The organism is Pantoea latae, from assembly GCF_002077695.1.
Classification (GTDB): domain Bacteria; phylum Pseudomonadota; class Gammaproteobacteria; order Enterobacterales; family Enterobacteriaceae; genus Pantoea; species Pantoea latae.
This window is the reverse complement of the sequence record NZ_MWUE01000026.1, coordinates 1-23,610: the sequence shown is the minus strand read 5'-3', so window position 1 is coordinate 23,610 and position 23,610 is coordinate 1. Positions and strand designations below refer to the sequence as shown.

Annotated in this window: 25 protein-coding genes; 11 read left to right on the top strand and 14 right to left on the bottom strand. The window is 61.2% G+C overall.

The features are described from left to right. Positions 1 to 14: 14 nt before the first annotated feature. The 6 genes from B2J69_RS17220 (at position 15) to B2J69_RS17195 (ending at position 4,140) form a co-directional block, all read left to right on the top strand. Complete coding sequence (locus B2J69_RS17220) at positions 15 to 722, top strand: YggS family pyridoxal phosphate-dependent enzyme (protein ID WP_081140871.1); 708 nt, start codon at positions 15 to 17, stop codon at positions 720 to 722. A 12-nt stretch (positions 723 to 734) separates the two neighbouring features. Further along, entirely contained in the window at positions 735 to 1,289 is a 555-nt protein-coding gene (locus B2J69_RS17215; protein WP_081140870.1) for a YggT family protein, read from the top strand. 17 nt (positions 1,290 to 1,306) lie between these two features. Further along, positions 1,307 to 1,900, top strand: coding sequence for an XTP/dITP diphosphatase (locus tag B2J69_RS17210; RefSeq protein ID WP_081140869.1), 594 nt, complete (start codon positions 1,307 to 1,309; stop codon positions 1,898 to 1,900). Beyond that, on the top strand, positions 1,893 to 3,032 hold the full coding sequence (gene hemW / locus B2J69_RS17205; protein WP_081140868.1) for a radical SAM family heme chaperone HemW: 1,140 nt from the start codon (positions 1,893 to 1,895) through the stop codon (positions 3,030 to 3,032). The genes B2J69_RS17210 and hemW overlap by 8 nt, the downstream gene beginning before the upstream one ends. Positions 3,033 to 3,365: 333 nt before the next feature. Then, positions 3,366 to 3,842 (top strand): cold-shock protein, encoded by a 477-nt coding sequence (locus tag B2J69_RS17200; protein ID WP_081140867.1) that lies wholly within the window; start codon positions 3,366 to 3,368, stop codon positions 3,840 to 3,842. Between the two features lie 52 nt (positions 3,843 to 3,894). Then, positions 3,895 to 4,140 carry a DUF2543 family protein gene (locus tag B2J69_RS17195; protein WP_081140866.1) on the top strand — a complete coding sequence of 82 codons (246 nt, stop codon included), beginning with the start codon at positions 3,895 to 3,897 and terminating at the stop codon, positions 4,138 to 4,140. 64 nt (positions 4,141 to 4,204) lie between these two features. Here B2J69_RS17195 and B2J69_RS17190 read toward each other — a convergent pair whose 3' ends face one another. The 3 genes from B2J69_RS17190 to trmB all read right to left on the bottom strand — a co-directional run bounded on the left by B2J69_RS17190 (position 4,205) and on the right by trmB (position 6,063). Beyond that, the gene (locus B2J69_RS17190) at positions 4,205 to 4,918 is read right to left on the bottom strand and encodes a YggN family protein (RefSeq protein ID WP_081140865.1); all 714 of its coding nucleotides are present in this window, start codon (positions 4,916 to 4,918) and stop codon (positions 4,205 to 4,207) included. Between the two features lie 99 nt (positions 4,919 to 5,017). Further along, a complete protein-coding gene (locus B2J69_RS17185) occupies positions 5,018 to 5,344 on the bottom strand; it encodes a YggL family protein (protein WP_081140864.1) in 327 nt (108 codons plus the stop codon). Then, the gene (gene trmB / locus B2J69_RS17180; protein WP_081140863.1) at positions 5,344 to 6,063 is read right to left on the bottom strand and encodes a tRNA (guanosine(46)-N7)-methyltransferase TrmB; all 720 of its coding nucleotides are present in this window, start codon (positions 6,061 to 6,063) and stop codon (positions 5,344 to 5,346) included. The genes B2J69_RS17185 and trmB overlap by 1 nt, the downstream gene beginning before the upstream one ends. A gap of 155 nt (positions 6,064 to 6,218) precedes the next feature. Between trmB and mutY the strand changes: the two genes are divergently transcribed. Genes mutY through mltC form a run of 3 tightly spaced genes read left to right on the top strand, consistent with a single transcriptional unit; the run spans position 6,219 to position 8,712 of the window. Next, complete coding sequence (mutY, locus tag B2J69_RS17175; RefSeq protein WP_081140862.1) at positions 6,219 to 7,304, top strand: A/G-specific adenine glycosylase; 1,086 nt, start codon at positions 6,219 to 6,221, stop codon at positions 7,302 to 7,304. Continuing rightward, positions 7,304 to 7,576 (top strand): oxidative damage protection protein, encoded by a 273-nt coding sequence (locus B2J69_RS17170; protein ID WP_033752305.1) that lies wholly within the window; start codon positions 7,304 to 7,306, stop codon positions 7,574 to 7,576. The genes mutY and B2J69_RS17170 overlap by 1 nt, the downstream gene beginning before the upstream one ends. A 56-nt stretch (positions 7,577 to 7,632) precedes the next feature. Next, on the top strand, positions 7,633 to 8,712 hold the full coding sequence (mltC, locus tag B2J69_RS17165; RefSeq protein WP_081140861.1) for a membrane-bound lytic murein transglycosylase MltC: 1,080 nt from the start codon (positions 7,633 to 7,635) through the stop codon (positions 8,710 to 8,712). A 783-nt stretch (positions 8,713 to 9,495) separates the two neighbouring features. Here mltC and B2J69_RS17160 read toward each other — a convergent pair. Next, a complete protein-coding gene (locus B2J69_RS17160) occupies positions 9,496 to 11,664 on the bottom strand; it encodes an ornithine decarboxylase (RefSeq protein ID WP_081140860.1) in 2,169 nt (722 codons plus the stop codon). Positions 11,665 to 12,202: 538 nt separating this feature from the next. On the opposite strand from B2J69_RS17160, the gene acuI reads away from it, so the two are divergent. Then, a complete protein-coding gene (gene acuI, locus B2J69_RS17155; RefSeq protein ID WP_081140859.1) occupies positions 12,203 to 13,186 on the top strand; it encodes an acrylyl-CoA reductase (NADPH) in 984 nt (327 codons plus the stop codon). On the opposite strand, the gene B2J69_RS17150 is transcribed toward acuI, so the two are convergent. The 6 genes from B2J69_RS17150 to B2J69_RS17125 all read right to left on the bottom strand — a co-directional run bounded on the left by B2J69_RS17150 (position 13,183) and on the right by B2J69_RS17125 (position 19,812). Next, the gene (locus B2J69_RS17150) at positions 13,183 to 13,692 is read right to left on the bottom strand and encodes a CinA family protein (RefSeq protein WP_081140858.1); all 510 of its coding nucleotides are present in this window, start codon (positions 13,690 to 13,692) and stop codon (positions 13,183 to 13,185) included. The two genes, acuI and B2J69_RS17150, sit on opposite strands and share 4 nt — an antisense overlap. A 96-nt stretch (positions 13,693 to 13,788) precedes the next feature. Beyond that, complete coding sequence (locus tag B2J69_RS17145; protein WP_174580922.1) at positions 13,789 to 14,565, bottom strand: heme ABC transporter ATP-binding protein; 777 nt, start codon at positions 14,563 to 14,565, stop codon at positions 13,789 to 13,791. After that, the gene (locus B2J69_RS17140; protein WP_081140856.1) at positions 14,565 to 15,563 is read right to left on the bottom strand and encodes a FecCD family ABC transporter permease; all 999 of its coding nucleotides are present in this window, start codon (positions 15,561 to 15,563) and stop codon (positions 14,565 to 14,567) included. The genes B2J69_RS17145 and B2J69_RS17140 overlap by 1 nt, the downstream gene beginning before the upstream one ends. Then, positions 15,556 to 16,377: a heme/hemin ABC transporter substrate-binding protein gene (locus B2J69_RS17135; protein ID WP_081140855.1), complete on the bottom strand. Its 822-nt coding sequence runs from the start codon at positions 16,375 to 16,377 to the stop codon at positions 15,556 to 15,558. Before B2J69_RS17135 ends, B2J69_RS17140 begins: the two co-directional genes overlap by 8 nt. Further along, on the bottom strand, positions 16,374 to 17,405 hold the full coding sequence (locus B2J69_RS17130) for a hemin-degrading factor (RefSeq protein WP_081140854.1): 1,032 nt from the start codon (positions 17,403 to 17,405) through the stop codon (positions 16,374 to 16,376). Before B2J69_RS17130 ends, B2J69_RS17135 begins: the two co-directional genes overlap by 4 nt. A 55-nt stretch (positions 17,406 to 17,460) precedes the next feature. Then, on the bottom strand, positions 17,461 to 19,812 hold the full coding sequence (locus B2J69_RS17125) for a TonB-dependent receptor domain-containing protein (RefSeq protein ID WP_081140853.1): 2,352 nt from the start codon (positions 19,810 to 19,812) through the stop codon (positions 17,461 to 17,463). Between the two features lie 237 nt (positions 19,813 to 20,049). Here B2J69_RS17125 and B2J69_RS17120 point away from each other — a divergent pair, with 237 nt between their 5' ends. Next, positions 20,050 to 20,337: a SelT/SelW/SelH family protein gene (locus B2J69_RS17120; RefSeq protein ID WP_081140852.1), complete on the top strand. Its 288-nt coding sequence runs from the start codon at positions 20,050 to 20,052 to the stop codon at positions 20,335 to 20,337. A gap of 3 nt (positions 20,338 to 20,340) precedes the next feature. Here B2J69_RS17120 and B2J69_RS17115 read toward each other — a convergent pair whose 3' ends face one another. From B2J69_RS17115 to B2J69_RS17100, 4 genes are all read right to left on the bottom strand, one after another. Then, a complete protein-coding gene (locus B2J69_RS17115) occupies positions 20,341 to 20,877 on the bottom strand; it encodes a PadR family transcriptional regulator (protein ID WP_081140851.1) in 537 nt (178 codons plus the stop codon). Positions 20,878 to 20,958: 81 nt separating this feature from the next. Next, complete coding sequence (locus B2J69_RS17110; protein WP_081140850.1) at positions 20,959 to 21,741, bottom strand: siderophore-interacting protein; 783 nt, start codon at positions 21,739 to 21,741, stop codon at positions 20,959 to 20,961. A gap of 211 nt (positions 21,742 to 21,952) precedes the next feature. After that, positions 21,953 to 22,156 (bottom strand): hypothetical protein, encoded by a 204-nt coding sequence (locus B2J69_RS17105; protein WP_081140849.1) that lies wholly within the window; start codon positions 22,154 to 22,156, stop codon positions 21,953 to 21,955. 185 nt (positions 22,157 to 22,341) lie between these two features. Beyond that, positions 22,342 to 23,208: a helix-turn-helix domain-containing protein gene (locus B2J69_RS17100; RefSeq protein WP_081140848.1), complete on the bottom strand. Its 867-nt coding sequence runs from the start codon at positions 23,206 to 23,208 to the stop codon at positions 22,342 to 22,344. Between the last annotated feature and the right edge of the window lie 402 nt (positions 23,209 to 23,610).

Below are 23,610 nucleotides of genomic sequence, written 5' to 3'. Positions count from 1 at the left end.
AAAGCCTCCTGACGATGACCTCAATCCAGCACAACCTACAGCAACTGCGTCAGCGGATCCGCGCTGCCGCAACGCAATGCGGGCGCGATCCAGAAGAAGTTACGCTGCTTGCCGTGAGCAAAACCAAACCTGCGAGCGCGGTCGAAGAAGCAATCGCCGCCGGACAGCTCGCCTTTGGCGAAAATTACGTGCAGGAGGGGGTTGAAAAGATTGCGGCGCTGGCCGCACATCAGGAGGTGCAGTGGCACTTCATCGGGCCGCTGCAGTCCAACAAAAGCCGGCTGGTGGCGGAGCATTTCGCCTGGTGCCATACGGTGGATCGCCTGAAGATCGCCCAGCGTCTGAGCGACCAGCGCCCGGCTGCGCTGCCGCCGCTGAATGTGTTGATTCAGGTAAATATCAGTGACGAAAACAGCAAATCTGGCATCATGCTGGAGGCTTTGCCCGAACTGGCACAGCAGGTCGCCGCGCTGCCGCGGCTGCGGCTGCGCGGCCTGATGGCGATCCCGGCGCCGGAGAGCGATTACGCGCGTCAGCTGGCGGTGTGTCAGCAGATGGCCGACGCCTTCCGCCAGCTGCAGCAGCACTATCCTGACGTCGATACGCTTTCTCTGGGAATGAGCGACGACATGGACGCGGCCATTGCCGCAGGCAGCACCATGGTGCGTATCGGCACCGCGATTTTCGGCGCGCGGGACTATGCGCGCAACCCACAACAATAATTGAGGAACCTCATGTTAACACTGACGTTTTTAGTCAAAACGCTGATCGACCTGTACGTGATGGTGCTGCTGCTGCGCATCTGGATGCAGTGGTCGCGTTGTGATTTTTATAATCCGCTGTCGCAGTTCGTGGTCAAGATCACCCAGCCGATTATCAAGCCGCTGCGCCGCATTATTCCCGCTATCGGCCCGATTGACACCGCCTCGCTGCTGCTGGCATTCGTGCTGACGACGCTGAAATACCCGATTTTGCTGCTGATCCAGGTGGGTGCCTTCTCGGTCGATCCGGCCAACCTGCTGGTCGGCCTGCTCTCGCTGGTGAAGTCCGCCGGTTATCTGGTGTTCTGGGTGATTATTATTCGCTCGCTGATGAGCTGGATCAGCCAGGGTCGCGGCCCGCTGGACTATGTGCTGGTGCAGCTGACTGAACCGCTGATGGCGCCGATTCGCCGCATTCTGCCTGCGATGGGCGGCATCGACTTCTCGGCGATGATCGTGATTCTGGTGCTCTATGCCCTGAATTTCCTCGGCATGGACCTGTTTCCCGGCCTCTGGTTTCTGCTGTAAATATGACTGGAACTGCTATGCAAAAAGTTGTGCTCGCCACCGGCAATCCCGGCAAGGTACGTGAACTGGCGGATCTGCTCGCCGCCTTTGGCCTGGATATCGTGGCGCAAACCGATCTGGGCGTTGAGTCGGCGGAAGAGACCGGCCTGACCTTTATTGAAAACGCCATCCTTAAAGCGCGTCACGCCGCGCAGATCACCGGCCTGCCCGCCATCGCCGACGACTCCGGTCTGGCGGTCGACGCGCTGGGCGGCGCGCCTGGCATCTATTCGGCACGCTACGCTGGCGAAGCGGCCAGCGACCAGCAGAACCTTGAGAAGCTGCTGCAGGCGCTGGAACAGGTGCCGGACGGCCAACGTCAGGCGCAGTTCCACTGCGTGCTGGTCTATCTGCGCCATGCGGAAGACCCGACGCCGCTGGTGTTCCACGGCAGCTGGGCGGGCGAGATTACCCGCGCCGCCGCTGGCGCAGGCGGCTTCGGCTACGATCCGATTTTCTACGTGCCTGAACTGGGCAAAACCGCCGCCGAGCTGAGCAAGACGGAAAAAGGCGCGGTTTCTCATCGGGGTAAAGCATTGACGCTGCTGCTGGAAGCGATGCGCAATGCCTGATTTACCGCCGTTAAGCCTCTATATCCACATTCCGTGGTGCGTGCAGAAGTGCCCCTACTGCGACTTTAATTCCCATGCGTTAAAAGGCGAGGTGCCGCACGTCGAGTATGTGCAGCACCTGCTGCGCGATCTGGAAAACGACCTGCCGCTGACCCACGGGCGCGAGGTGCGCACGATCTTTATCGGCGGCGGCACGCCCAGCCTGCTCAGCAGCGAGGCGATGCAGATGCTGATGGACGGCGTGCGTTCGCGTCTGCCGCTGGCGGCGGATGCGGAGATCACCATGGAGGCCAACCCCGGCACGGTGGAAGCGGACCGCTTTAGCGCCTACCAGCGCGCCGGGATTAACCGTATCTCTATCGGCGTGCAGAGTTTTAGCCCGCAGAAGCTGGAGCGTCTGGGACGCATCCACGGCCCGGAAGAGGCGAAGCGTGCCGCGCAGCTGGCTGAGGGGCTGCATCTGCGCAGTTTCAACCTCGACCTGATGCACGGCCTGCCCGATCAGTCGCTGGAGGAAGCGCTAAGCGACCTGAAGCAGGCGATCGCGCTCAATCCGCCGCATCTCTCCTGGTATCAGCTGACCATTGAGCCGAACACGCTGTTTGGCTCGCGTCCGCCGGTGCTGCCGGACGACGACGCGCTGTGGGATATCTTCGAGCAAGGGGATCGCCTGCTGACCGCCGCTGGCTATCAGCAGTATGAAACCTCGGCCTACGCCAAACCGGGCTACCGCTGCGAGCACAATCTCAACTACTGGCGCTTTGGCGACTACCTCGGCATCGGCTGCGGCGCGCACGGCAAGCTGACCCAGCCAGACGGGCGCATCGTGCGCACCGTAAAAACGCGTCATCCGCGCGGCTTTATGCAGGGCCGCTATCAGGAGAAGCAGTATGAGGTTGACGACGCGGAGAAGCCGTTCGAATACTTTATGAACCGCTTCCGCCTGCTGGAAGCCGCGCCGCGCGAGGAGTTCAGCCGCTACACCGGTCTGGATGAGCAGCTGATTCGGCCGCAGATGGATGCGGCGATCGCCGCCGGCTACGTGGCGGAAAGCGCCACGCACTGGCAGATTACCGATAAGGGCAAGCTGTTTTTGAACTCGCTGCTGGAGCTGTTTTTGGCGGAAGAGTGAGAGAGAGGATAGTGTGAGAAAAGCCGGCGGAGACGTCGGCTTTTTTTGGGCTGAGGCGCTATATGACTTCACCGACCTCTTTTAACTCTCGTGATAACCAGATGGAGCAGTGTAATTTGCTGGCGCTATGCCATTTATCGACCTGTTTTTTATGCATTGCGCACCTTACGCTCAGCGCACAGCTCTCTGCCGTTTTCTCTCTATAGCCCTGCTCGCATCCGCCAACTTTATCATCCACACTTACCCCAAAGCCGTAGTCGGCACGGCCATTGTGCATTACACTGCGCGCTGTAAAAACTGAGTAGATTAACGATTAAACAGGCGGTAACGGCGATGAACGGAACGATCACAACCTGGTTTCAGGACAAGGGCTTTGGATTTATCAAAGATGAGAACGGCGACAACCGCTACTTTCATGTGATTAAGGTCGCCAACCCTGAGCTGATCAAGAAGAATGCGGCGGTGACCTTTGAGCCCACCACCAACAGCAAAGGGCTGTCGGCCTATGCGGTGAAGGTGGTGCCGGAGAGTAAGTACATCTTTATCGCTGGCGAACGTATCAAGCTCACCGCCATCAAATCTTTCGTGGTGTTCAGCGAAGAGGTGCCGGCCGATACCCGCATCGATAAAGAGAACACCGTGCTCTCTGTCGGCTCGCTGCTGAACAACATCCGGCCGAAAACCGACGTGAAGCCCGGCGAAATGCGCTCGGTGAAAAAGCTGGCGATTACCACCTTCCAGGGAACGACGCTGATCTTCTCGGAAGATGAGATCGACGTCGACGCCACGGCAAAAATGCTCAAGGTGTGAGATTCCGCAGACAGCCCCCATTAGTAGACAGGCGTTACCCTGGAGACCTTTTATGAACGATGAAATTCCGATCAGATTCTATGACGTTGCCGATGAGTATGCGACGGAAGCCGCAAAGCCGGTGGGCGAGTCGGAGCGCGACGCGCTGGCGCGCTATTTTCAGCTGCTGATTACGCGCCTGATGAACAACGAAGAGATCAGCGAAGAGGCGCAGCAGGAGATGGCCGACGAAGCGGGTATCGACGCGCAGCGCATCGACGAGATCGCGGAGTTTTTGAATCAGTGGGGCAATGAGTAGCGCCTGATGTAACGGCGCGCTGAGATACTGTCGGGGCGATAACGTTATGCCCCGACAGCACGGCTTACGACTTCACGCTGCCCACCAGCTTTTTGCGCTGGTCTTCCAGGCTAATCACGCGATTGCACACTTCCTGGCCGAAGTTTTTGAAATCCTGCTCCTGATTGCTCCACTCCGCCTGAATCGACTGCTGCAGCCCACCCAGATTGCCCATAATCGCCTGCAGCGGATTGCTGCCGCTCGCCTGCTTTGTGCCCATCTCGTTCAGGCTATCCTGCAGCACGCCGCCCATGGTGCTCTGCACCAGACGCTCGCCGTCGGCGCGCACCTGATCGATCGCCTGATGATGAAAGGTCAGACCGTCGTCGCGATGCTCGATAATGCGGTTCATCTGCTGCTTCAGCTGGCCGTTAAGCGTGGTCAGACGGTTGCGCACGTTGCTGTCAGCGCCAAGCTTCTCGACAATCACCCTATCCAGCGCCACGCGGCCCTTCTCCAGACGCGACGAGGCGCCGTTGTCGATCCACGGCAGATCGCGACGCAGCGCGTTCTGGTAGTCAATCGCCTGCTGGCGCTGCGCACTGTTCACCGCCACCTTCTGGCCATTGAACTGCACATCGCCCTGCGGAGAGATCTGCAGGTTGCCGTTGGCGCCGACCACCTGCACGCTCTGCGGTTTGAGCACCACGTCATCCTGCGGTTTTACGCTGCACTCCCAGGCAGCCTGCGCCTGCGTCGCTGCCAGCAGCAGCGTGGCGATAAGCGTTTTACGAACCATAATCTCTCCCTACTATGTGAACCAGGCGCGGTAATGACAGGTCGCTGTCGGTAGCGCAAGTAAGCCAGCCTGAAGCGGGCTCAACGCCGGATAAAAATATTAGTCCCACCAGACGTCGAAAAGTTCGGTCACCTGCACATCATTCAGCTGACGCGCTTCCAGCCATTTACGCACCAGCTCGCGGTGCTCGTCGGTGCATTTGCCGGTCTTCTGCAGGCAGATCAGACCTTCCCACACCAGATAGCCGCTGCCGTCATAGGCGAGGCCGTTAGGCGCGATCACTTCGTTGATAAAGTCGTCGACGGTTTTATCAATCTGCTGTTCAGAGGTGCCCTCGGCGAAGCGCCAGGCGACTGAAAAGCCCAGCTCCTGAAACTCGTCGATATGCAGTTTTTTACGTAAACGGCGGCTGCGTTGTGTGGCCATTATTTAATCCTCTCAAACATTAAGTCCCAAACGCCGTGGCCCAGACGCTGCCCGCGCTGCTCAAACTTGGTCAGGGGGCGCGTCTCGGGACGCGGCACGTAATTCTGTGTCTCAGACTGGTTTTGATAGCCGTCGATGCTGCTCATCACTTCCAGCATATGTTCGGCGTAGGCTTCCCAGTCGGTCGCCATATGGAAGACGCCGCCCAGCTTCAGCTTGCGCATCACCAGCTCGGCGAACGGCACCTGCACGATGCGGCGCTTGTTGTGGCGCGCTTTATGCCAGGGATCGGGGAAGAAAAGCTGCACCATGCGCAGCGAGTTGTCCGGGATCATCTTCTCCAGCACTTCCACCGCGTCGTGGCACATCACCCGCAGGTTCTCGACCTCTGCCTCTTTCGCGGAGGCGAGGCAGGCGCCGACGCCCGGCGCGTGCACTTCGATGCCGAGGAAGTTCTGCTGCGGATTATTCTGCGCCATGGTCACCAGTGAGGCGCCCATGCCAAAGCCGATCTCCAGCACCACCGGCGCCTCGCGGCCAAACAGGTGCGTCAGATCCAGCGGCTCGGGTTGAAACTCTACGCCCATCTCCGGCCAGTATTGGTCGAGCGCCAGCTGCTGTCCTTTGGTCAGACGCCCCTGGCGGCGCACAAAACTGCGAATACGGCGCAATGGCCGCCCGTTCTCATCAAATTCCGGAGTGATGACGTCATTAATCATGTTGTAGCCTGCTGAGTAGCCTGTTTGGGGAAAGGCGCATTATGCAAAGTTAATTAGCAGAAGCAAGCCCTTGCAATCTTCAGGTTTACACCGGGGCTGCGCCTGTGCTGGAATGCCTGCCTGAGTGTAGAGTAATCACGGAAAATTTCCTTCTTATGATGCAAGCGCCGCAGTTCGCGCAACAGGTGCTGGAGTGGTATCAGCGCTTTGGCCGCAAGACCCTGCCGTGGCAGCAGGAGAAAACGCCTTATAAGGTGTGGCTCTCTGAAGTAATGCTGCAGCAGACCCAGGTCGCCACCGTTATTCCCTATTTCGAACGCTTTATGGCGCGCTTCCCCACCGTCGCCGATCTGGCCGCCGCGCCGCTCGACGAGGTGCTGCATCTGTGGACCGGGCTGGGCTACTACGCCCGCGCGCGCAATCTGCATAAGGCGGCGAAGCAGGTCGTCGACCAACATAAGGGCGAGTTCCCGCGCAATTTCGACGACGTCGCGGCGCTGCCCGGCGTCGGGCGCTCCACCGCGGGCGCGGTGCTGTCGCTGTCGCTCGGTCAGCATTTCCCCATCCTCGACGGCAACGTGAAGCGCGTGCTGGCGCGCTGCTACGCCGTCGGCGGCTGGCCGGGTAAAAAGGATGTCGAGAAGCGGCTGTGGGAGATCAGCGAGACGGTGACGCCGGCGCAAGGGGTCAGCCAGTTCAATCAGGCGATGATGGATCTCGGTGCGCTGGTCTGCACCCGTTCAAAGCCCAAATGCGACATCTGCCCGCTGAATAGCGGCTGCATCGCCTACGCCAACAACAGCCAGGCGAGCTATCCCGGCAAAAAGCCAAAGCAGATACTGCCGGAGCGCAGCGGCTGGTTTTTGCTGCTGCAGGATGGCGACGACGTCTGGCTGGAGCAGCGTCCGCCGGTGGGATTGTGGGGCGGTTTGTACTGCTTCCCGCAGTTCACCAGCGAGGAGGCGCTGCACGACTGGCTGCAGGCGCGCGGCATCCATACGAAGCCGCAGCAGCTGACCGCATTTCGTCACACCTTCAGTCATTTTCATCTGGATATCGTGCCAATGTGGCTATCATGGTCATCTGTCGGGGCGGCGATGGATGAACCCGGCGGTCTCTGGTATAACTTAGCCCAGCCGCCGTCAGTGGGGCTGGCGGCGCCGGTTGAACGGCTTTTGCACGAGCTGCGTCATCCGCAACAGCTGGCCCTGTCCCGGCATGAGATTAGAGAGGAAAAGTAATGAGCCGCACGATTTTTTGTACGTTTTTACAGCGCGACGCTGAAGGTCAGGATTTTCAGCTCTACCCGGGCGAAATCGGTAAGCGCATCTACAATGAAATCTCAAAAGAAGCCTGGCAGAAGTGGATGGCTAAACAGACCATGTTGATCAACGAGAAGAAGCTCAACATGATGAATCCGGAAGACCGCAAGGTGCTGGAGAAGGAGATGGTGAATTTCCTGTTTGAAGGCAAAGAGGTCCACATCGAAGGCTATACGCCGCCAGAAGCATAATTTTTAGGGCCTCAGCGTGAGGCCCCTCTCTTTTCCGGGTCAGGCACGTATTTACAATGAATAAGAAATTATTAGCCCTGCTGGTGATCGCTCCGCTGTTGGTCTCCTGCTCAGGAAAGAAGTCTTCGCAGTATCACGAAGAGTGGGTAAAGGACACCAACGGCTTCGACATTTTAATGGGCCAGTTTGCGCATAACATTGAGAACATTTGGGGTATCAATGAGGTTCTGATCGCCGGACCGAAAGATTACGTCAAATACAGCGACAACTATTACACCCGCAGCCATATCAACTTCGAAAGCGGCAACATCACTATCGAAACCATTTCTGGTACCGATCCGATGGCCAGCCTGCGCCAGGCGATCGTCACCACGCTGCTGATCGGCGACGATCCGGGCAATGTCGACCTCTACTCCGACGCCAACGACATCGTGATCAGCAAAGAGCCGCTGCTCTACGGTCAGGTGCTGGATAACACCGGACAGCCGATTCGCTGGCAGGGCCGCGCGGGCACCTTCGCCGATTATCTGCTGCAAAATAAACTGCAGCGCCGCGTCTCTGGCCTGCATGTGATCTACTCCGTGACCATTCCGATGGTGCCTAACCATCTCGACAAGCGTGCGCACAAATATCTGCCGATGGTGCGTAAAGCCGCCGAGCAGTACGGCGTCGACGCGTCGCTGATCCTGGCGATTATGCAGACCGAGTCGAGCTTCAACCCCTATGCGGTGAGCCATTCCGACGCGCTGGGTCTGATGCAGGTGGTGCAGCACACCGCGGGTGTCGACGTGTTCCGCATGAAGGGCAAATGGGGCAAGCCGAGCCGCAGCTATCTGCTCGATCCTGAGAACAATATCGACGCGGGCACCGCCTACCTTTCGCTGCTGCAAAACAGCTATCTGGGCGGCATTCAGGATCCGCTGTCGCGTCGCTATGCGGTGATCACCGCCTATAACGGCGGCGCGGGCAGCGTGCTGCGCGTGTTCTCCAGCGATAAGGATCGCGCCTTTAACACCATTAACAATATGTCGCCGGGGCAGGTTTATAACACGCTGACGACGCAGCATCCGTCGGCGGAGTCGCGGCGCTATCTGTATAAGGTGAGTACGGCGCAGCGCAGCTATCGGCGTTATTGATGGATTGCCTGCTGGCGGGTTTGCCTGCTACGCAGGCGGCTATGAGCGGGTTCCGCCCGCCAGACGGCAGGGAGTTTCAGCCGCTCCGCTGCTGGCGTGCGTGTTAAGGGGCTCGCCAGCCCCTTAACAATCCCGGCTTCCGGCAGCCTCCACGCCGCGCTCCGCGCGGTCCCTTCGTTGCTTACGTCGGCCGCACGGACCCGTCGGGACAGGCCGTCCTGGCCTGGCCCTCCCTCTCGCCGACATCCTGTCGGCTCGTCCTGGCCGCCGTGCGCGCCTCAGCGTGTCGGATGCCTCTGACACTGCCCCGCCTGTGATTCCTGATTCTTCATTAACGACAGCGTCGTCTGAACGCATAACTCACGCTTTCAGCGACGAAGGTCGTCATGAAACTTACGAGATTTGCAGCGGGGGTTGTGGGGGCCATCGCAGCCGCTGAGCGGAGGAAGGATTTCAGGACGAGCGGCAGGGATGCCGCGAAGAGGCTGGCATGAGCCAGGGATGGCGAATCCAGCCGGTCCGTCAGAAATCCTGAGAGAGCGAAGGGACCCGCGCAGCGGGCGGGTGAGCTGGCCCGGGGCGCGGGTGCAGGGCCGGCGCCTACCGGCCCTGCTCGGTCGCCCGCAGCGGGCGAAATGAAACTGCCCGGCTGTCGGGCGAACGAAACCTGCACCAAGGCCCGTCTGCGCAGCAGACAAACCCGTCTGTCGGCCGGAACCCGCTCATAGCCGGTTCGCGCAGCGAACCCAAGGCCCGTCTGCGCAGCAGACAAACCCGCCGCCGCTACCGCCCGGCCTGGCGCCCCTCCACCATCATGTTCGCCACCAGCTGTTTGCGCCCCTGGCCATCATCCTCGGTATACACTCCCTGCAGCTCCGGCGAGAAGCCTGGCAGCTGATTGACACCCTCTTCCAGCGCGAGGAAATAGCGCTGCACCGCGCCGCCCCACACTTCCCCCGGCACCACGCAGAGCACGCCTGGCGGATAAGGCAGCGCCCCTTCGGCGGCGATGCGCCCTTCGGCCTCGGCGATCGGCACCAGCTCGACCTCGCCGCGAATATAGGCCTGATGCGCATCCTGCGGGTTCACCTCTACTGCCGGGAAACTCTGCTGGCGGAACATCGCCTTCTGCAGATCCTTGACGTCGAAGCTGACATAAAGATCGTGCATCTCCTGACAGAGCTGACGCAGGGTATAGCCCTTATAGCGCGCCTGGTTCTTGCGATAAATCGTCGGCAACACCTCCGCCAGCGGCGCATCCTCTCGCACGTGCTGCTCGAACTGCGCCAGCATCGCCACCAGATGCGCCATCTTCTCCGGGCTTTCCGCTGGCGTCAGCAGAAACAGAATTGAGTTGAGATCGCACTTCTCCGGCACGATGCCGTTTTCGCGCAGATAGTTCGCCAGAATGGTGGCAGGAATGCCGAAGCTGGCGTATTCGCCGCTCGCCGCGTCGATGCCTGGCGTGGTCAGCAGCAGCTTGCAGGGATCGACCAGATACTGATCCTGCGCATAACCGGCAAAGCCGTGCCATTTCGCCTCTGGCTCAAAGCTAAAGTAGCGGCTGTCGCGGGCAATCGCCTCGGTCGGCGCATCCTGCCAGCGTTTGCCGTCTACCTGCTCCGGCACAAACGGCAGGATCATCTCGCAGCGTTCGAGGATCGCCTTGCGCGCCTCGATGCCGAGCGTCACGCACGACTGCCACATCTGACGGCCCGCTTCGCCCTGATGCATTTTGGCGTTCACGTCCAGCGCGGCGAACAGCGGGTAAAACGGGCTGGTAGAGGCGTGCAGCATAAAGGCGTTATTCAGCCGCTTGTGCGGGCAAAAGCGCCGCTGGCCGTGAATATGGTTATCTTTTTTATGGATCTGCGAGGTCTGCGAGAAGCCCGCCAGCTGCTTGTGCACCGACTGGGTGACGAAAATGCCAGGATCGTTCTCGTTAAGCTCCAGCGTCAGCGGCGAGGTGCCCGCCATCACCGGGATAAACTGCTCATAGCCGAGCCACGCGGAGTCAAACAGAATGTAGTCGCACAGGTGGCCGATGCGATCCACCACCTGACGCGCGTTATAGACCGTGCCGTCATAGGTGCCGAGCTGAATAATCGCCAGTCGGAACGGGCGCGCGTCACCGGCGCGCTGCGGCGCCACTGCTTTAATTTGCTCGCGCAGCCAGCCCTCGTCGAAGCAGTGCGCGTCGATGCCGCCGATAAAGCCGAACGGATTTCGCGCCGCCTCCAGATAGACCGGCGTGGCGCCCGCCTGAATCAGCGCGCCGTGATGGTTCGATTTATGGTTATTGCGGTCGAACAGCACCAGATCGCCGCGCGTCAGCAGCGCGTTGGTCACCACTTTGTTGGCGCTGGAGGTGCCGTTCAGCACGAAGTAGGTTTTATCGGCGTTGAACACCTTCGCCGCGAACTTCTGCGCGTCTTTCGCCGAGCCTTCGTGGATCAGCAGATCCCCGAGCTTAACGTCGGCGTTGCACATATCGGAGCGAAAAACGTTTTCGCCGTAGAAATCGAAGAACTGCCGCCCCGCCGGATGCTTGCGGAAAAATGCGCCGCCCTGATGCCCCGGACAGGCGAAGGTGCTGTTCTGCATATCGACATAGCGCGTTAACGTGTCGAAAAACGGCGGCAGCAGGTTCGCCTCATATTCTGCCGCGGCCGCTTCCAGTGCCGCCCACTCTTCTGCCGAGCCGTTCAGCTCGCCGGTCACGCCCGGCAGATGCAGCACATCCTCTTCCCAGGCGTTGGCAACAAACACCGGCAGGTTAAAGCCGGTATGGCGCAGCAGCGCCAGCACGCCGCTGCGCGTATCGGCCAGCGAAACGACCACCGCCGCCACGTCGGTAAAGTCGGTGTTGTCCAGCGTCACTACGTCACGCGCGGTATTCAGGGTAAGGCCCGGCGCGACGGCGGCGCTGGCGGCAATTTTCAGTGGTGTCATAACACAAATCCCCAACGGTGAAGGATGAGTGGGTGCCAGAGGCACGGCAATGGGGAAGATTCCCCGGCGAATAACGTCAGGCGGAAACGGAAAAAGGGGAAAAGCCGCCCCCGATAGACATCAGTAAAGCCAGATCGTGTCTGTCTTTACGCATGCCCAACAGCGAACGTTTAGCTGGCCTCACCGCATGGTGAGCGGGAAGCGCGTCGATAGAGAGATCGCCCCAGGTGCTGGATAGTGCGCGCGTAAACAGGCGCGGTGGCGCAGGATTCTGGTCACAGGCGGCATCCTCAGCAGGTAAGCGAAAAAGAGGCGCAATAATGTCATTTTTTTTGCGCGCGAACAACCGAGAAAAGTAAATAAGCTTGCAGACAACAAAATCACAACTCAATGAAAAATAATGAATTTAAATAAAAAGCATTTACATAAACGCTTAATTATCTTTGTGTTATGAAAGGTTATGCATCCTGCCTTCGCTACCCCTTACCGCCGGGGAAGAGTAGACTGAGCCGCACATTTCCTGCTTGCCGGAGGCTGCATGTTTACCGCATTAGTCATTGAAAATGATGAGCAAGGCTATCGCACCAACCTGAAACAGCTTAACGAATCCCAGCTGCCCGACCATGACGTTACCCTCGATGTCGCTTACTCCACGCTGAACTACAAAGACGCGCTCGCCATCTGCAATAAAGGGCCAATCGTGCGTCAGTTTCCGATGGTGCCGGGCATCGATTTCGTCGGCCGCGTCACCGCCAGCCGCCATCCTGAATGGCAGCTGGACGACGTCGCGCTGCTGACCGGCTGGGGCGTTGGCGAAAAACAGTGGGGCGGCCTGGCGCAGAAAGCGAGCGTCTCTGGCGACTGGCTGGTGGAGGTGCCCGCCTCGCTCAGCCCGCTGCAAACTATGGCGATCGGCACGGCTGGCTTTACCGCGATGCTGTGCGTGATGGCGCTGGAAAAACAGGGCGTCACGCCGGATCGCGGCCCGGTGCTGGTGACCGGCGCCAGCGGCGGCGTCGGCAGCTTTAGCGTCAGCCTGCTGTCGCGTCTCGGCTTTGAGGTGGTTGCCGCCAGCGGACGCGCCAGCGACGAAGCCTACCTGATCGACACGCTCGGCGCGCGTTCGGTTATCGACCGCAGCGAGCTGTCGCAGCCCGGCAAGCCGCTGGCGAAAGAGCGCTGGGCGGCGGCAATCGACAGCGTCGGCAGCCATACGCTGAGCAACGTACTGGCCGCAACGCAGCGCGACGGCGTGGTGGCCGCCTGCGGCATGGCGCAGGGGCTGGATCTGCCCGCCAGCGTCGCGCCCTTTATCCTGCGCGGCGTGACGCTGACCGGCGTCGACAGCGTGATGTGCCCGAAACCGCTGCGCCAGCAGGCGTGGCAGCGCCTCGGCGAACTGCTGAACGGCGACACTCTGACGCAGCTCGCCACCCTGATCCCGCTCAGCGAGGCGAAACAGGGCGCGCAGGATCTGCTGGACGGCAAGGTGCGCGGCCGCCTGATTGTCGATTGTCGTTAAGCCTTTTGATGCAGGGCGACGTCGCGCAGCAGCACGTCAAGACGCGCCAGCGCGAACTGCGCGCCCTGCTCCATTACTGATTTCGGCTCGCCCTCAAAGCGCCGCATCTCCGCCACGACGCTGCCGTCCGGCAGCGCCCAGCCAAACCAGATAGTGCCCGCCGGCGTGCCGTCTTCGCCACCGTCCGGCCCGGCATAGCCGGTGATCGCCAGGCTGACCGGCTCGCCGGAACGCGCGCGCGCGCCTGTCGCCATCTCGCGCGCGGTCTGCTCGCTGACGGCGGTGTGCGCCTCAAGGGTTTCCGGCCGGACGCCCAGTAGCTGGCTCTTTGCATTGTCGCTGTAGGTGACGAAGCCGCTGGTGTAGAAGTTGCCGCTGTTTTCTACCTTCGCCAGCGTCATGCTGATCAGGCCGGCGGTGCAGGATTCGGCGGTCGCTAACCGCCACTCAGAGGAAAGAAGCCGCTCGCCAAGCTGTTCGGCGGCGTGATCTAATGCATCGGTCATACTTTGCTTCCCTGTTTATGGTTTCAGTCTACAAAGTATGGTTGAAAATTGGCGCGCCGCTAAAGGCTAACGCCATGAATAGTAAGCCAAACGGCGTCAGGCGCGCAGCTGGATCACCGGCCTGCCGCTCTCGTGATGCGCGGTGACGCGCAGCTCCGCCTGATACCAGCGCGTCAGCGTCGCTTCGGTCATCACCGCCTGCGGCGAGCCCTGCGCCACCAGCCTGCCCTGATGCAGCAGCAGGATGCGATCCGCCCAGAGCGCGGCGAGGTTGAGATCGTGCAGCACGGCGCAGACGCCTAAATCGCCCTGGCGTGATAAACGATGCAGCAGGCGCAGCGTACTCTGCTGCCAGAAGAGATCGAGCGCCGAGGTCGGCTCATCGAGAAACAGCCAGCCGCGCGGCGCGCCGTCGCGCCACAGCTGCGCCAGCACGCGCGCCAGCTGCACGCGCTGCTGCTCGCCGCCGGAGAGCAGCCGATAGTCGCGTCCGGCCAGTTCGCTGCAGCCGGTCAGCGCCATCACCTCGTCGACAATCGCCTCTGCGCCCGCGCTGGGCCAGGGCGCGCGACCCATCGCCACCACGCCGGCGGCGGGCAGCGAGAAGGTGACCAGATTTTGCTGGCGCATCACCGCACGCCGCTGCGCCAGCTGCTGACGCGGCCACGCGGCAAGCGGGCGATCCCCCAGTCGGCACTCGCCGCTGTCCGGCGTTACAAAGCCGGTCAGCATGCGCAGCAGCGTCGACTTGCCCGCGCCGTTGGGGCCGATCAGCGCCACCATTTCGCCTGGCTTAAGCGCCAGATCCAGCGTGTCGATCAGCTGCCGTCCGCCCTGTGCGTAGCGCAGGCTGCGCGCTTCTAACTGTTCCATCACTCACCTCCTCGCTGCTGACGCAGGATCAGCCAGAGAAACCAGGGGCCGCCCAGCAGGCTGGTCAGCAGCCCTACCGGCATTTCGGCCGGCACCACCACCGTGCGCGCCAGCGTATCCGCCAGCAGCAGCAGCAGCGCGCCCGCCAGCGCCGATCCAGGCAGCATCCAGCGGTGATCGCTTCCAAGACAGAAGCGCATCACGTGCGGCACCACCAGCCCGACAAAGCCGATAATGCCGCTTACCGACACCGCCGCGCCCACCAGCAGCGCGCTCAGCACCAGCAGCTGCCGCTGGGTGCGGCGCACGTCGATGCCCATATAGTGCGCGTCCTCTTCCCCCAGCTGCAGCAGATTAAGATGACGCGCACGCAGCTGCGTGAGCAGCAGCGACGGCAGAATAAAGGCGGCGCACACCGCCAGCATCGGCCACTGCGCCTGGCTCAGGCTGCCCATGCCCCACAGCGAGAGCTGGCGCAGCTGCTGATCGTTGCTCAGCCAGGCGAGCACGCCCACCGCCGCGCCGCACAGCGCGTTGATGGCGATACCCACCAGCAGCAGACGCGCCAGACTGCCCTGCGCCAGCTGGCTGAAGCTGAAGATCAGCGCCATCACCGCCAGGCTGCCGAGAAAGGCCGCCACGCTCGGCAGCCAGAGCAGCAGCAGGGGCGGCAGCGCCAGCGGCAACACAATGGCGATCGCCACCGCCAGCCCCGCGCCGCTGCTGATGCCGAGCAGGCCGGGATCGGCGAGCGGGTTGCGAAATAGCCCCTGCATCACCGCGCCGGACACCGCCAGCGCCATGCCGATGACCACTGCCAGCAGCACGCGCGGCAGGCGGATGTTAAGCCAGATCTGCCAGAGGGTGTCGCTGAGCGGCGCCAGCCACAGAGCGCGCGGCGACAGCGTCATCGCGCCGAGATTCGCCGCCAGCGCCACTGCCGCCAGCATGGCGATCAGCATCAGCGCCAGCCAGCGCAGCGCGCGCGGATTACTCATGCCGTGCCGCTTCCGCCGCTTTGCGCAGCTTCACGAGGGCGCCAGGGGTGTCGAGACCGAAGCCGAGCAGCGCCATTTCGTCGATTACCAGCAGGTTCTTCTGCTGGCCCGCCGGCGTCAGCGCCAGGCCAGGCAACTGCCACACCTTCTCTTCATCGCCCAGGGTTTTCAGCCCGTCATCGCCGATCACCACCAGATCCGGCGCGGCGGCGATAACGCCCTCCTGCGACAGCGGCTGATAGTGCGGCACCGCGCCCATCGCGTTGACCAGCCCGGCGCTGCGGATGGCGCCGTCGGCGGCGGTGTCGCTGCCCGCCGCCAGCGACTTCATGCCGCTGTGGGTCATAATAAACAGCACTTTTACCGGCAGCGGCCGCGTCGGCAGCGCCGCCAGCGTGCGGCTCACCTGCTGCGCCAGCGTCTGCGCCTCTTCCTCGCGCTGCAGCGCCTTGCCGATGGTCAGGATCTTTTTCGGGATAGCATCAAGGCTGTTCTCGCCGGTAACTTCCACGACCTTTACGCCCGCCTGGGCGATCTGCTGCAGCGCCAGCGAGGGTTTCGCCTGCTCGCTGCTCAGCACCAGCGTCGGCTTCAGCGCCAGAATGCCCTCGGCGTTAAGCTGACGCATATAGCCGATATCCGGCAGCTTTTTCGCCAGCGCCGGATGCTGGCTGGTGCTGTCGCGCGCCACCAGCGCCTGCTGGCCGCCCAGCGCATAGACAATCTGCGTGACGTCGCCGCCGATTGAGATAACGCGCTCCGCCGCCAGCGACGGCAGCGCCAGCAGCAGCAGCCAGGGGATCAGGCGTTTCATGCCACTTCTCCCGCCGCGCTTAGCGAGGTCACCTGCTCGCGCCAGCGCGCCTGCTCCGGCGTGCCTTCGCTGCGCTGGCCGTAGAGCTGCGCGATCTGCGTGCCGTCGGCGGCGAACAGCTCCAGGCTGGTGACGAAGCCGTCGCTGCCGGGTTTGCGTGTCACCCAGCTCTCGTGGATCTGGTCCGCCATCAGGTGCAGCGTAAAGCGCGGGTTGAAAATATTGAGCCAGTTCTCCATCGGCACCACTTTTTCCACCGCGCCGGTAAAGATCTGGGTGCAGCCGCGATTGCCGACGAAGATCATGATTTCATTGCCTTCCTGCTGCGCCAGCGTTAGCAGCCGCGCCAGCGCGTCGTTCTCCACGCGCCACGCCAGATCGCTGCCCGCCGCGCGGAACGCCTGCGGGCGCGAGACGTTATGGCGCTTCAGCAGGCCAAAGAACTGATGCACGTCGGTCATGGCGCGCCACTCACTCTCGATAGCGGCGGCGTCGATCTCTTCGGCGAAGCTGGCCGGCTCTGGCGCGTCGACGTGCAGCGCGGCGGGCGCCTCGTCAGCGAAGCGCGCGATCAGCGCCTGCCAGGCCGGCATGTCAGTATGGTCGGTGGCGTAAATTTTCAGCACTGCGTCGCCGTGACGGTCGAAAATCTGAATGCTCTGCCGCTCACCGTGCGCGCTCTGCTCGCGCAGGAAAAACGCGCTGCGCCACTGGCCGGGAAACAGACGCAGATCGAGCGCGCGCGGGTTTAGCACCAGCCCGGCGTGATCGCCCATTTTAAGGTTCTGATAGCTGCCAAGATGCTCATGCACCGCATAGTCGTTGCGGGTGATATTTTTGGTTTCGCCGACCGCTTCCAGCGCCTGCAGCAGCTCGCGGAACTGCGGCTGTAGCCGCTGCGCGTCCTGACCGACGCGGGCGTCGCACAGCGCCGCTTCGCTGATGCCCATCAGCGCGGCCAGATCGCGGGCGTATTTTTTCGGGTGGCTGCTTTTCAGCGTTTGATAATGTTGAAACAGTGGATTCATTGCGCGTTGCTCCCGTAGCAAAAACGCCCTGCCTCAGCGCAGGGCGGACGAGTGATTAGAAATCGACGTTGACGCCCAGCTGGTACGTGCGGCCCGGCATCACCGCCAGCGCCACATCGTTGCGATCCTGCGCCGTCTCGCTGGTCAGCTCGCGGCTGCTGGTGTAGTCCCAGTATTTGCGGTCGGTCAGGTTATAGATGCCGCCGCTCAGCCTGACGTTCTTCGCCACCTGCCAGTAGGCCGTTGCATCTACCATGCCATAACCCGGCACGCGCATATACTCGCTGGTGGCGTCGGTGAGCGCCGCGCCGCTGTTGGTGTAGCTTTCGCGGTTGGTTTCCGTGGCGCGTTTGCCTTTGACGAAGGTTGCGGTGACCGCCGCGCCATAGCCGCGCTGCACGTCATCCCACGCCAGCCCGACGATCGCCTTCAGCGGCGCGACGCTGTCGAGATCGACATACTTGTCGCCTGAATAGCTCGACTTCGACTTCCCTTCGTTATAGCCCAGCGCAAAGGTGGCGCTCAGCCCGTCGACCTGCTGGAACCAGCTGCCGAAGTTGAGTTTAGTCGCCAGCTCCGCGCCGTAGATATAGGCCTTGTCGCGGTTCTCCGCCTGGTAGGTGGTGTAAATATTGCCCGGCACGTTAACGAACTTGTCAGGGTTGCCGGCGCGGGTATAGCGCGTGTAGGCGATAAAGTTTTTGTACTGGTTGTAGAACAGCGAGGCGTTCACCGTCACGCCTTCCACCGCCTGGCCTTTCACTCCCCACTCAAAGTTGTTGCTGGTTTCGGTGTCGAGATCGGCGTTGCCGACCAGCGCATACTGCGCGCGGCCCGCATAGCTGGAGCCGAGGTTCCAGGAGCCGTAAAGCTGGCTGGCGGTCGGGAACTCGACGCCGCGCTTGTACTGCAAATAGGTGATGAGCGCCGGCGTCAGATCGTACTGCAGGGTAAGCGACGGCAGCACTTCGGTATCGCTGTTGCCGGAGCCGTAGAGCGTTTCCAGCTGCTCTTCGGTCAGCACGCTACTGCCAGCGGTGAGATCGGAAAGGTTGCGCGGTTTGGTGTTCTGATACATTACGCGCACGCCGGGGATCACTGCGAAGCCGTGGCTGTCGAGGTCGAAGTTGATCTTATCCTGCAGGTAGCCGGCGACGGTGTAGCTGCGGCTGTCGGCCTGCGGCTGCATGATCACGCTGTACTGGCTCGGCGTGGGCGACTGACGGAACGGGCGCTCGGTGCTCTCGGTGTGGGCGTTAACCCCAGCGCTCAGCTCGTGGCGGCCGACGATTTTCGTGGCGCGCGTGTCGAAGCCGAGGCTGCGGGTGTTGTAATCGGAATAGACCCTTTCCCAGGCGCTGGCGCTACTCGGCATCCAGGTATTGTCGTGCGACTCGGTTTTCTGCCAGTAAAGGCGCGTGGTCAGAGTGTCGAGCAGATCGTTGTAGGGCGTCCACTCATCCGCCAGGCTGACGCCGAAGCGGCGCGTGTCGCTCTGCTGCTGCGAGGTGCCCCAGACGGTATTGCCGGAGGTATCCCAGCCGTCGTAGTGGGTGTGGTTGGTTTTGTGGTAGTAGTCAAAAGTGGCGCTCAGCTTGTGCTGGTCATTGGGCTGCCAGATGCCGGAGGTCATAAAGGCGTCGGAGTGCCAGTTAGCCGGATAGGCCTGCTTCACGCCGCTGTTGTTTTGCGTCTCCTGACCGTCGCGGCGGCTGTAGACAAACAGGCCGCGCAGTTCATCGTCGCCCGCTGCCGCCGTGATGCCGTTGTGCCAGCTGCGGTCGGCGGAGTTGTAGTTACTCTGATAGCCGAAGTAACTGTTTTTGCTGCCGCTCAGATAGTCGTCGGCGCTTTTGTTGTGAAACGAGACGTTGCCGCCAATCGAGGCGTTGGGCTGATCGACCGCGGTCGCGCCCTTTTCAATCTCGACGCTGCCGAACATATAGGGATCGATATAGTCGCCGCGCCCGATGCCGAAGGTGTTGTTGCCGACGCGGCTAACGTAGGGACGGCCGGTGGCGTCCGGCAGGGGAATGCCGTCAACGTCGAGCCCGACGCGGTTGCTCTCCAGGCCGCGAATGTTGTAGCCGCTGTAGCCCGCGCGGTCGAAGCCGCTTTTGCCTGAGGAGGAGCCGCCCGCCGATCCAGTGGCGCTGATCAGCGGCTCGTAACGCATAATGGAGCCGAAGTCGTTGGCCCCGCGTTTTTGCAGGTCGGCGGCGGATAATGTGGTTTTATTGCCCGCCTTTGGCTTCGGCGCGGTAACGGTCATGACCGGGTCGGCGCTGCTTTTTTCGCTGGCAGGCGTTTCGCTGGCGGCATAGCCGCAGGCGGCGTGAACCGAGGCAGCCAGCAGCGCGATTTTACAGAGTCGCGGCTGGGTGAATCCCTGAAACATGGAAGACATAAGCGCAAATACCTTATTGATTGTTAGTATTTGCTCACTTACTTGCTGTCAGTAGATAAAGTACGGTTTCGCACATCAAACCGTAAGCAGAACGTCTTTTTTATTATGAATAATTTCGCTAGAAATGTAATGTAAGTGGTAATCATTATCAACTGGCTTTAGAGTAAGATGTATCTTACACCGCACGATTTGCTAATCTGCGTGCAGAGCGAAACTAACGTCGACAGGGAAACCGCTATGACCGAGAAACCCTCTATCACCATCCATTACTGCACCCAGTGTAACTGGCTGCTGCGTTCCGCCTGGATGGCGCAGGAGCTGCTGCACACCTTCGCCGAAGACCTGGCGGCAGTCACGCTGAAGCCGGGCACCGGCGGGGTATTTGAGATTGTCATTAATGACGACATTCTGTGGGAGCGTAAACGCGACGGCGGCTTTCCCGACGCGGCGGCGCTGAAGCAGCGCGTGCGCGACGTCTGCTTCCCGGATCGGCCGTTAGGTCATGTGGATAAGAAAAAAAGCTGAGGCTTAGCTGGCGGCGATTTTATCCGCCGCCGCGTTTAGCGCCTCGACCACCTTCGCCAGGGTTTCCGGCGATATGTCTTGCTGGGCGAGGCGGCTATTGAGCGTGGTGCGCATACGGTGGATCGCCTGATCGACGTCGGGAATGCTGCGGTTATTGACCAGCACCGCCAGCGACGACAGGCGCTCGATCAGCTGCTCGACCTGCGGCTGCTGCTCCGCCAGCTGCGCGCGTCCCGCCGCATTCAGCGTATAGGCTTTGCGCGACGCCTGCGCGTCTACCACGCTGATGGCGTCCAGCTCTTCCAGCAGCGTCAGATTGGGATAGATAATGCCGGGACTGGGAGAGTATTCGCCTTTCGACAGCTCTTCGATCGACTTGATCAGCTCGTAGCCGTGTGCGTCGTTTTGCGCCAGAAAATGCAGCATTAACAGGCGGATATCGCTGGCGTCCAGCATCTTTTCACGTCGCTTACGGCGACCGCCGCATCCGCCGCGCGGAGCGGAATCCTGGTGACACGAGAAAGCCGGATCCTGTTTCATTGCCTGCCTGAAGGGAGTCTTTACGGGAGGATGATAGTAGTCCGCCGCCTGGCAAAATTCAACACGGGCGGCGGTATCGGCTTATTTGGCGTGCCAGTAAGCGACGGCGCGCACAAAGGCGGGATCGAGGCCGCGACGCGTGACAAAGTAGTCGCCGAGCGCTTTGGCGAAGTCGCCCTCGCCGGTCAGCCAGATAAAGTAATCCTCCTGCGGCACGGCGATGTTATCCAGCGCGGCGATCAGCTTATCCACCTGCGCCGCGCCGCTGCCAAGCCAGTGGGCGTTGACGCCAGCCAGATCCGGCAGGTAGTCGCGTCCCGTCGCTTCATCCACGCAGGCGAACAGATGCAGCGCCTGCGCCCTGGCGTCGGCCTGACGGCGTTTGAACGCCGGCAAGCCGGTTTCATCGCAGACGTAGAGCTGAAACGCGTAGTCGGTCGGCACCACCAGCGAGCCGCGCGGGCCGCCCATAATCAGGCGATCGCCCTCTTTTGCCTGCTGCGCCCAGCCGCTGGCGACGCCGCCGTCGTGGATATAGAAGTCGAGCGTCAGCGACGATTCGCCGTCAAAGGCGAGCGGCGTATAGTCACGCGCCGGCGGACGCGCGCCGCCTGGCCAGACGATGCCTTCGTCGGTCATCTGCGGCAGCTGCAGTTCCGCGCCGCTCTCCTGCGGGAAAAAAACTTTGATATGGTCATCAAAGCCCGGCGAGTGGAAGCCAGCCAGATCGCTGCCGTGAAAGGTGATGCGCCAGAATTCACTGGCGACCAGCATTTTGCTGGCGACGGTGATGTGGCGAAAGCGCAGTTCGTTGCGCACGCGCTGCGGCGCGCGGCTGCGGGACGCCTGGTTGTCAGAATGCATAAATCCTCCTTTTACGCCGCCGGCTGCGGCCGTGAATGCGTGAGAAAACAGAAGAATGATTCTCATTTGAGGCGCCCAGATTACTCATGATATATCTTAGGCGCAAGGATCGATTGTGCTATTTCCGCGCAGCCGAAAGGGTGCGCAGGCGAATGCCTGCGCACAGAAGAGCATACGAAACAGAGAAGCGCGCGGAGGTCGCGCGCGGCGATCAGAGGTTGTCGTTTAAGGCGTCGGTGCCGAAGTGCTTCGGCGACTGCTGCGGCAGCGCATTGTCGCCAAGGATTTCATGCTGGGTCGGCTGGGCATGAGGATGCAGGCCCGCAGGCGGCGTAAAGGGTTCAGCCATCTGGGCGCCGGCAAAAAGCGGCAAAGCAGAAAGCGCCGTAACAAGGAACAGCGAAGTCAGTTTCATGGTTGTCGTCGTATTATATGTCTGGTTCGAAAAGAACCTGAAAGGCAGATGAATATCCAGTCCGGCAGGCCTTATGCACGATATCCGCACGGCTTCCGGGTTAAGGCAGGAATTTTACGCCAGAAAACGCATCTATTTTATAAAATCGTGCGGTTTATCACAGTTCACCGCACGAAAAGCCGCTGCTAGCTCAGCGTGACGGGGATAGAGAAGAGGCCGACCAGCGCGTCTGGCGTCGAGGCTTTCATATCGAGACGCAGCAGATCTTTTCCCTGACGGCGCGCGACGCCCAGCGCGGGCAGATGCACGTAGTAGAGATCGGCGATAAAGCGCGTCAGCTGTTCCGGCGCGCCCTGCCAGGGGATGGTGGCATAAAGCCCGCGCGCCGAGGTCCAGTTGACGATATGCGACCCCATGATATCGGCGTGCTGGCTCTCCAGCGCCTGAAACAGACTGATGTGCTGCTGCTCCGCCGCCGAGCTGCCGGGGCCGTACTGGAAGCCGAGCCAGCCGCGCTCGACGTGCTGACCGGCGAAGCGCACAAAGCTGCGCGCCTGCTGCGCCACGGTGTGCGCGTGGTCGCGCACGTAGTCGCCGAATTTACACTCCCACTCCACCACTTCCCCGCGCAACTGCAGCTCATCGCGCTCCACCAGCTGCGCCTGCAGCATTTCGCCATGCACCGAGATCGGGCCGTGAAAGCTTTTCAGCTGCAAATCGGGCACGCGACGGAAGGCGCCCGGCGTCAGCGAGAAGTGGTTTTTGAAGACGCGGGTGAAGTTCTGCTGGTTGTCGAAACCAAAGCGCACTGCGATGTCGATCAGCGGCATGCGCGTCAGGCGCAGCGCCATGGCGGACATGGTGAGGCGGCGTTTGCGCGTATAGGCCGCCAGCGTCTGGCCGGTCATCTCTTTGAACATGCGCTGCATATGCCATTTGGAGTAACCAGATTTCAGGGTGATCAGATCGATATTAAGGTCGTCGGTCAGATTCGCTTCAATCCACTCCACCAGATCGCTGATGTACTGTTTTTTTACGTTCAGGCTGAGCATTTGTGTGGGGATCGTAGAAAAGTATTGCGGGATTAGTCACATAATCATAACAAAAATGTCTTACGCATGTAAGGAAGGGTAAAGAAAGCGTAAGCCCGACGCGAGCAAAAAGGCATTTAATGCTTAGTCTGCAAAGTGGATACGAAGTCATCGCACCCATGTTCGAAACGGCAGTAGCATGGGCAGAAGAGCAAAGCGTCCCGCGACAGTGACAAAAAACGCCGGGAGCGTACTTGTCAGTTAAGCATGGATGATAACGCAGTCTGAGGCCGCTCAGGGGCTGGCGGTCCTCGCGCCGCTGACGCGGTACCTTCACGCCATTCGCCTGCCTGACGGACCGGCGGGGATGGAACATCCCTGTTCCAGCCCCACCTTTCGCCCGCATCCCTGCGGGCTCTCCTG